The organism is Streptomyces sp. (genome assembly GCF_036524955.1).
Lineage (GTDB): Bacteria > Actinomycetota > Actinomycetes > Streptomycetales > Streptomycetaceae > Actinacidiphila.
Window position 1 is genome coordinate 1 of record NZ_DATDBG010000255.1, and the last position, 7,917, is coordinate 7,917.

A 7,917-nucleotide genomic window follows, 5' to 3' on the forward strand; every position below is an offset into this window, starting at 1 on the left:
CTGTGCACGCCGGCACCCGGCCGCGCCGGGTGCCGCTGCCCACCACGCCCTGGCGCGGCGAGTCGTACTGGTTCCCCGACCGCGGCGAGCCCGCCGCGACCGGTCCCGGCACCGGCCCCGGCTCAGGCACCGACGCCGCGCCCGGCCGTGACGTGCCCGGTGTCGGCCGCCGGCTGCGCACCGCCGTGCCCACGTACGAACTGGACCCGGCCGGTCCCCTCCCGGCGGCGCCGGCCGGGACCGGCGAGGAGGGCAACCGCCACCTCTCCCTGGGCACGCTGGCCGGCATCGCGGTGTCGGCGGCTGCCGACGCGCTGGGCGGCACCTGGGCCTGCGTGGAGGAGATCGACCTGCTGGAGGGTCTGCCGCTCGGCCGGCTCCTGGGCGAACCGCAGACCCTCCAGATCACGGTCAGCCACGGCGACGACGGCCGGGCGGTGTTCGCCTACCGTGGCCTGTCGCGGGCCGAGGAGGAGGCCGGCGCCCCCTGGCGGCTGCTGGCGCGTGGGGTGCTGCGGCACCATCCGGCCCCGGCGGCCGGCCGCCCGGCGCCGCTCGGCGACCTCCAGGCCGGCGAGCTCCGCCGGGCAGCCGACGGCTTCGAGTACGGACCGGCGGTGGTCTCCGAGGCGCACCGGGGCGCGGCCGGCGTCGGCGGTGTCCTGGTCGCCCTCGACCCCGCCCTGGGCGGCGACGCCCTGGCCGGGGTGCTCGACGCCTCCGTCGCGGCCCTGCTCCGGGACGCCGACCGGGACCGTCCCGACGCCGACCGGGCCGGGTCCGCCTCCCACGTCCGGCACCTCACCTGCCCGGACCCGGCGCTGGTCCGGTACGTACGGGCGACCGCCGTGCCGCGCACCGGCCCGGACGGGCCGCCCAGCGACGAGGCGGCCGGCGCGGTGGACTTCTTCGCCGAGGACGGCCGGCACATCGGCGGCATCGGCGAACTGCGGGTCGCCCCGGTCCCGGCGGGACCGCCCCGGCAGGCGGCCTGGCGGCGCCCGGAGGAACTGCTCTCCCGGGTCGAGTGGCAGCCGTCGCCGCTGCCGGACCTCCCGCTCTCGCCGGCCGGTCAGAGCTGGCTGCTGCTGCCCGACCGCGGCGGCGCCGCCGCCCGGCTCGCCGCCGAACTGCGCGAACGCGGCGCCCACTGCCTGCTCGCCGACCCGGACCTCGCCGGTACCGACCCGGCGGCGGTCGGCGCGCTGCTCACCCGCTGGCGGACCGAGGCCGAGACGGCGGCCGATGCCGGAAGGGGGGCCGAGGCCGGGAGGGCGGCCGGGGACGGCCCGGCGCTGCGGGTGGTGGTCTGCACCGCGCTGGACGCCCCGCTGCCCGAGGAGGCCGAGCCCGGCCTGATCGAGGAGTACCGCGACCGCACCGAACTCACCGCCGTCACCGTCGTCCAGGGGCTGCTCGCCACCGCGCGGCCCGGCGAGCGGGTGCCGGTCAGCCTCGTCACCCGGGGCACGCAGGCCGCCGGGGCCGCCCGTCCGGTCGACCCGTTCGGGGCCGCCCTGTGGGGGCTGGGCCGGGTGCTCGCCCTGGAACACCCCGAGTTCTGGGGCGGTGCGGTGGACCTCGGCCCGCTGCCGGAGGACGGCGGTGACGACGGCGCCGATGAAGCCTCGCTGCTGCTGGCCGCGCTCACCGACCCTGGTGAGGACCAGCAGGCGCTGCGCGGCGCGGACCGGTACGTCGCCCGCCTGGTGTCCCACCCGCTGACCGCCGAGGAGCAGCGGGCCCGGCCCGTTCTGCGGTCCGGCGCCACCTACCTGGTCACCGGCGCCTTCGGCGGCATCGGGCAGGCGGTGTCGCGCTGGCTGGCGTCCGCCGGCGCCGACCGGCTGGTCCTGCTGGGGCGCACCCCGCTGCCGGACCGCGCCGACCGGGACGCCTCCGGGCTGTCCCCCGGTGCCCGCGGCCGGCTGCGCCTGGTGCGCGACCTGGAGGCGATGGGCGTCACCGTGGACGTCGCGGTGGCGGACGTGGCCGATCCGGTGGCCATGCGCCGGGTCGTGGAGGAGCTGTCGGCCGACGGCCGCCCGCTGCGCGGCGTGGTGCACGCGGCCGGTGTCCAGGTCCCGCAGTTCCTCCGCGACATCCCCGTCACCGACCCCGGCGACTACGACGCCGTGTGGCGGCCCAAGGTGATCGGCGGCTGGCTGCTGCACCAGCTCACCGACGGCCTCGACCTCGATTTCTTCGTCAACTTCTCGTCCATCGCCGCCACCTGGGGCTCGCAGCACCTCACCGCCTATGCGGCCGCCAACGCCTTCCTGGACGCGCTCGCCGAGCACCGCCACGCGGGCGGGCTGCGCGCGCTCACCGTGAGCTGGGGCCCGTGGGACCTGCCGTCGAACCTGTTCGGCGACGACGTGCTGGCCTTCCTCACCGCCACCGGGCTGCGCCCGCTGGCCGCCCCGCAATGCCTGCGGCTGCTGGGCGCGCTGCTGGCCGGTACGGCGCCGCACGCGGTGGTCTGCGCCGCCGACTGGCAGGTCTACAAGCCGGTGATGGAGGCCCGCGCCGAGCAGCCCCTGCTGCGTACCGTCGAACTCCCCGAGGAGGAGGCCGGGCCCGGGGCCGGCCCGCTGCTGGGCGAACTGGCGACGGCAGGCGAGCCCGCGGGGCGGCTCGCGCTGCTCGTGCCCTACCTGCGGGACGTGCTCGGCGAGGTGCTGGCGGTGCCCGGGGACACCCTGCTGCCGGAGTCCGACGTCTTCGCCCATGGCCTCGATTCGCTGATGGTCATGGAGGTCGTCAAGCGCTGCAAGCAGGACCTGCGGGTGACGCTGCGGCCTCACCAGTTCTTCGAGCGCACCACCCTGGAGGACTGGGCGGTGCTCCTCTCCGACGCGACGGCCGGATCCGGTACCCGTGGCGGCGGCTCGTCGGCCCCGGTCGCCGCTCCCGGCACCCTCGCGTCCTGGGCCGACCCCGCCCGGATCGCCGAGGACGTGGTGCTCGACCCGGCGATCCGGCCCGGTACGCCGCTGCCCACCGGGTACACCGCGCCGCGCGAGGTGCTGCTGACCGGCGCCACCGGCTTCCTCGGCGCCCACCTGCTCGACGAACTGCTGGCCACGACCGACGCCACCGTGTACTGCCTGGTCCGGTGCGCCGGGCCCGAGCAGGGCCTCGACCGGATCCGGGAGAACGCCGAACGCTACCTGCCGTGGCGTCCGGACGCCGACCGGCGGATCGTGGTGCTGCCCGGCGACCTGGCCCGGCCGCTGCTCGGCTTGGACGAGGCCCGCTTCGACGCCCTCGCCGACCGCCTGGACGCCATCTACCACAACGGCGCCCTGGTCAACTTCTCCCACACCTACGAGCAGTCGCGGCCGGCGAACGTGGCCGGCACCGAGGAGATCCTGCGGCTGGCCTGCCGGGGCCGGCTCACCCCGGTCAGCCATGTCTCCACCTACGGCATCTGGGGCCTGCCCGCCGACGGGCGCACCGTGATCACCGAGGACGACCCCATCGGCGGCGCGGGCAAACTGGTCACCGGCTACGTACAGAGCAAGTGGGCCGCCGAGCGCCTGGTCGAACTGGCCCGCGAGCGCGGTGTCCCGGTGGACGTGCACCGGCCCGGTCGCGTGCTGGGGCACTCGCGCACCGGCGCCTGCCTCACCACGCACTTCACCACCCGGGTCATCAAGGGCTGCGTCCAGCTCGGCCTCGCGCCGGCGCTGGACCTGGAGATCGAGATGACCCCGGTGGACTACGTCGCCCGCGCACTGGTCCGGATCTCCCGCGAGGAGCACCGCTTCGGCGCCACGTACCACCTGGTGAACCGGCACCGGATGCGGTTCCGCGACCTGGTGGCGGTGATGGCCGCGCGCGGTTGGCGGATCGAGACCGTGGCGACCGACACCTGGTGGGCGGCTCTGCGGGCCTCCTTCGCCGGACAGGACGCCGCCCAGGACAACGCCCTGCATCCGGTCATGGAGGTGGTGGAGGAGTTCGTGGTCGGCGGGGAGGAGGCGATCGACTACGACGCCGCCCGCGCCGAACACGCCCTGCTCGCCGCCGGGATCAGCTGTCCGCCGCTGGACCGGGCGTTGCTGGACACGTACTTCGACTGGCTGATCCACACCGGCTACCTGCCCGATCCCGACCCTTCCTCCGCCCCCGGCCACTGACCCCGGGCGGCCGGCCCGGCACCCGCCACGCCACAGCCCGACAACCGCTCCCCACCAGCAACGGAGGGCCATGCCATGACAGACAGCGCCGAACAGACCGCCGGACCCGCGTACGACGTGGCCGTCCTCGGGTCCGGGCTCGCCGGGTCCACCCTCGCCGCGTGCCTGGCCCGCAACGGGGCCAGCGTGCTCATCCTGGACGCCGGTTCGCACCCCCGCTTCGCCATCGGCGAGTCCACCATCCCGTACACCTCGATGATCATGCGACTGGTCAGCGAGCGCTACGGGGTGCCGGAGATCAAGCAGCTGACCACCTTCGAGGCGGTCCAGGCGAAGATCTCCACCCACTGCGGGGTCAAGCGCAACTTCGGCTTCCTCTACCACCGCGAGGGGCAGACCCAGAACCCGCTGGAGACCAGCGAGTTCCCCATCCCGAAGATCACCCACACCGAGAACCACTTCTTCCGGCAGGACACCGACGCCTGGATGCTGGGCGTCGCCGTGAAGTACGGCGCCACCGTGCGCCAGCAGACCAAGGTCGTCGACGTGGACATCGACGACGACGGCGTGACCGTCATCCCGGACAAGGGCGACCCGGTGCGGGTGAAGTTCGTGGTGGACGCCAGCGGCTTCCGCTCCCCGATCGCCGAGAAGCTCGGCCTGCGCGAGTCGCCGAGCCGGCTGCGCCACCACTCGCGCTCGCTGTTCACCCACATGACCGGTGTGACGCCGTACGAGGACACCGTTCCCAAGGGCACCCACGACAACCCCAGCCCGTGGAGCCAGGGCACCTTGCACCACCTGTTCCGCGGCGGCTGGATCTGGGTCATCCCGTTCGACAACCACCCGCGAGCCACCAACCCGCTGTGCAGTGTCGGCCTCAACCTCGACCCGCGTGTCCACCCGCAGCCGGACTGCACGCCGGAGGAGGAGTTCCGCCGGTTCATCGCCCAGTACCCCAACATCGCACCGCAGTTCAAGAACGCCGTCGCGGTCCGCGACTGGGTGCGCACCGGCCGGCTGCAGTACTCCTCCAAGCAGACCGTCGGCTACCGCTGGTGCCTGACCTCGCACGCGGCCGGTTTCGTGGACGCGCTGTTCTCCCGCGGACTGTCCAACACCATGGAGATCATCCACGCCCTGGGCTGGCGGCTGCTGGACGCCATCCGGGAGGACGACTTCTCCCCGGAGCGCTTCTCCTACGTCCAGGAACTGGAGCAGGGGCTGCTGGACTACAACGACGACCTGGTGGCGAACGCGTACACGTCGTTCGGGAGCTGGGAATTGTGGAACGCATGGTTCCGGCTGTGGTCGCTCGGGCAGATCCTCGCCACGTTCGAGATCAACCGGGCCTACTCGCGCTTCCTGGACCGGCACGACCCGGCCGTCCTGGAGCGGCTGGAACGGCAGGCCCCGGCCGGCGCGATACCGGACTACGCCCCGGTGCGCGACCTGCTCAAGCGCACCAGCGAACTGACCCAGGCGGTCCAGGCCGGCACCGCCGGGCACCGGGAGACCAGCGAGGAGATCCTGCGCATGCTGCGCGCGGCGGACTTCGTGCCGCCCGCCTTCGGCCTGGCCGACCCCGACAACCACTGGACCGACGCCTCCACCCTGGCCATCCTCAAGACGCTGCGCTGGGCGAAGAAGGACGCGCCCGCCCAGATCGGCGAGCTGACCTACGAGGGCCTGACCCTCTTCATCAAGAAGCGCTTCGACCGGGAGGAGTTCAACCTCCGGGAGGAGCTGAAGCACATCGCCGCGGCCTGGCCGGTGGTCGGCCGCCCGCTGCGGGTTCCCGACCCCCGGTGACCCGCGGCACCGCGAACGGCCCGGTGACCGCCGTTCCCTCCCGTCCCCGTCCCCCAGGCACTGATCAGGAGACTCCCGTGGCAGTGGAAGCTGACAAAGCCGGCACGGCTGATGAAACGGCACCGCCGGACGGCGGCATCTTCGACGTGGCGGTCCTGGGCTCGGGCATCGCCGGCTCCATCCTCGCCGCGGTGCTCGCCCGCAACGGCGTCAAGGTGCTGCTGGTCGACGCGTCGGCCCACCCCCGGTTCGCGATCGGGGAGTCCACCATCCCGTACACGCTGGTGGCGCTGCGCACGATCGCCGAGCGCTACGGCGTACCGGAGATCAAGACGCTGGCCACCTTCACCAACGCCACCAGGGTGATCGGCCCGAAGTTCGGGGTGAAGAAGCACTTCGGCTTCCTGCTGCACCACGAGGGCGAGCCGCAGAATCCCCGGGAGGTCAACCAGTTCGGCACCCCGGGACTGCTGCACGAGGCCAGCCACCTGTACCGGCAGGACACAGACGCGTACATGTTCCATGTCGCCGTGAAGTACGGGGCGGTGCCGCGGCAGAACTTCGCGGTCGCCGACGTGGACTTCGACGACGCCGGGGTGACGCTCAGCTCGGCCCGCGGCGAGCAGTACCGGGCGCGCTACGTGGTGGACGCCAGCGGCTACCGGTCGCCGCTGGCGTCCAAGTTCGAGCTGCGCGAGGAGCCCACCCGGTTCCGGCACCACTCGCGGTCGATCTGGAACCACATGATCAACGTGACCCCGACCGACTCCCTCTTCGACCGCTCCCCGGAGGACACCCCGCCCTCCCCCTGGTACCAGGGCACCGTCCACCACATGTTCGAGCGCGGCTGGTTCTGGGTGATCGGCTTCGACAACCACCCCTCCTCCCGCAACCCGCTGTGCAGCGTGGGACTCACCCTCGACACCCGGCGCTACCCCAAGCCCGCCGGTATGACGCCCGAGCAGGAGTTCTACCACCACGCGGCCCGCTTCCCGGACATCCGGCGGCAGTTCGAGGGCGCCAAGCCGCTGCGCGAATGGGTGTCCACCGACCGCATGCAGTACTCGTCCACCCGGTCCGCCGGCGACCGCTGGTTCCTGCTGTCGCACGCGGCGGGCTTCATCGACCCGCTCTTCTCCCGCGGCCTGTCCAACACCGCCGAGGCCATCAACGCCCTGGCCTGGCGGCTGCTGGACGCCGTCAAGGACGACGATTTCTCCGGCGAGCGGTTCGGCTACGTCGACCGGCTCCAGCAGGGCCTGTTCGACTACAACGACTCGCTCGTCAACTCGGCGTTCATCTCCTTCTCCGACTACGACCTGTGGACCGCGGTGTACCGGATCTGGTCCTGGGGGGCCAACGCCGGTACGTACCGGCTCTCCGAGGGGCTGTTCAAGTTCCTCCGCGACGGCCGCGACCAGCACTTCAGGGACCTGGAGGAGGTACCCAACCCCGGCCTGTACTGGCCGGACCACGCGGGCTTCAAGGCCCTGTACGACGAGATGGTCGAGGAGTGCCTGGCGTACGAGGCCGGCAAGGTCACCGCCAAGGAGGCCGCCGACACCATCTACGCCCACCTGGAACGCGCCCCCTACGTGCCCAAGCACTTCGGGTTCGCCGAACGGGACCTGCGGTTCATGATCCCCAACGCCAAGGTGATGGCCAGGACCGCGCGCTGGCTGCGGACCGACGCCGACCCGGTGGTGCGGCGGCTGATGACCGGCAATGCCAAGGAGGCGCTGAAGGCCAAGGCCCGGGGCCGCCGGATTTTCTGAGCGCCTTCGGGCCCCGCCCGTCCGCCACGTCCGACGGGCCCCGCCCCCCCCCGGTGGGGGGCCGGGGCCGTCGGACGTGGCGGACGGGCGGGGCCCGAAGGCGCTCAGAACATCCGGCGGCCCCGGGCCTTGGCCTTCAGCGCCTCCTTGGCATTGCCGGTCATCAGCCGCCGCACCACCGGGTC

At 73.3% G+C, this 7,917-nt stretch carries 3 protein-coding genes; all 3 read left to right on the forward strand.

The annotated features are described in order from the left end of the window. The coding region (locus tag VIW71_RS20205) for a thioester reductase domain-containing protein (RefSeq protein WP_331623807.1) at window positions 1-4,145 on the forward strand (4,145 nt) is incomplete at its 5' end. A 75-nt stretch (window positions 4,146-4,220) separates the two neighbouring features. Then, the gene (locus VIW71_RS20210) at window positions 4,221-5,957 is read left to right on the forward strand and encodes an NAD(P)/FAD-dependent oxidoreductase (RefSeq protein ID WP_331623808.1); all 1,737 of its coding nucleotides are present in this window, start codon (window positions 4,221-4,223) and stop codon (window positions 5,955-5,957) included. Between the two features lie 77 nt (window positions 5,958-6,034). Beyond that, window positions 6,035-7,732 (forward strand): NAD(P)/FAD-dependent oxidoreductase, encoded by a 1,698-nt coding sequence (locus VIW71_RS20215; RefSeq protein WP_331623810.1) that lies wholly within the window; start codon window positions 6,035-6,037, stop codon window positions 7,730-7,732. The last annotated feature ends 185 nt before the right edge of the window (window positions 7,733-7,917 follow it).

Excerpts from the sequence above, each read along its gene's own strand:
- VIW71_RS20210 (WP_331623808.1), top strand. The coding sequence starts at position 4,221 with ATGACAGACAGCGCCGAACAGACCGCCGGACCCGCGTACGACGTGGCC.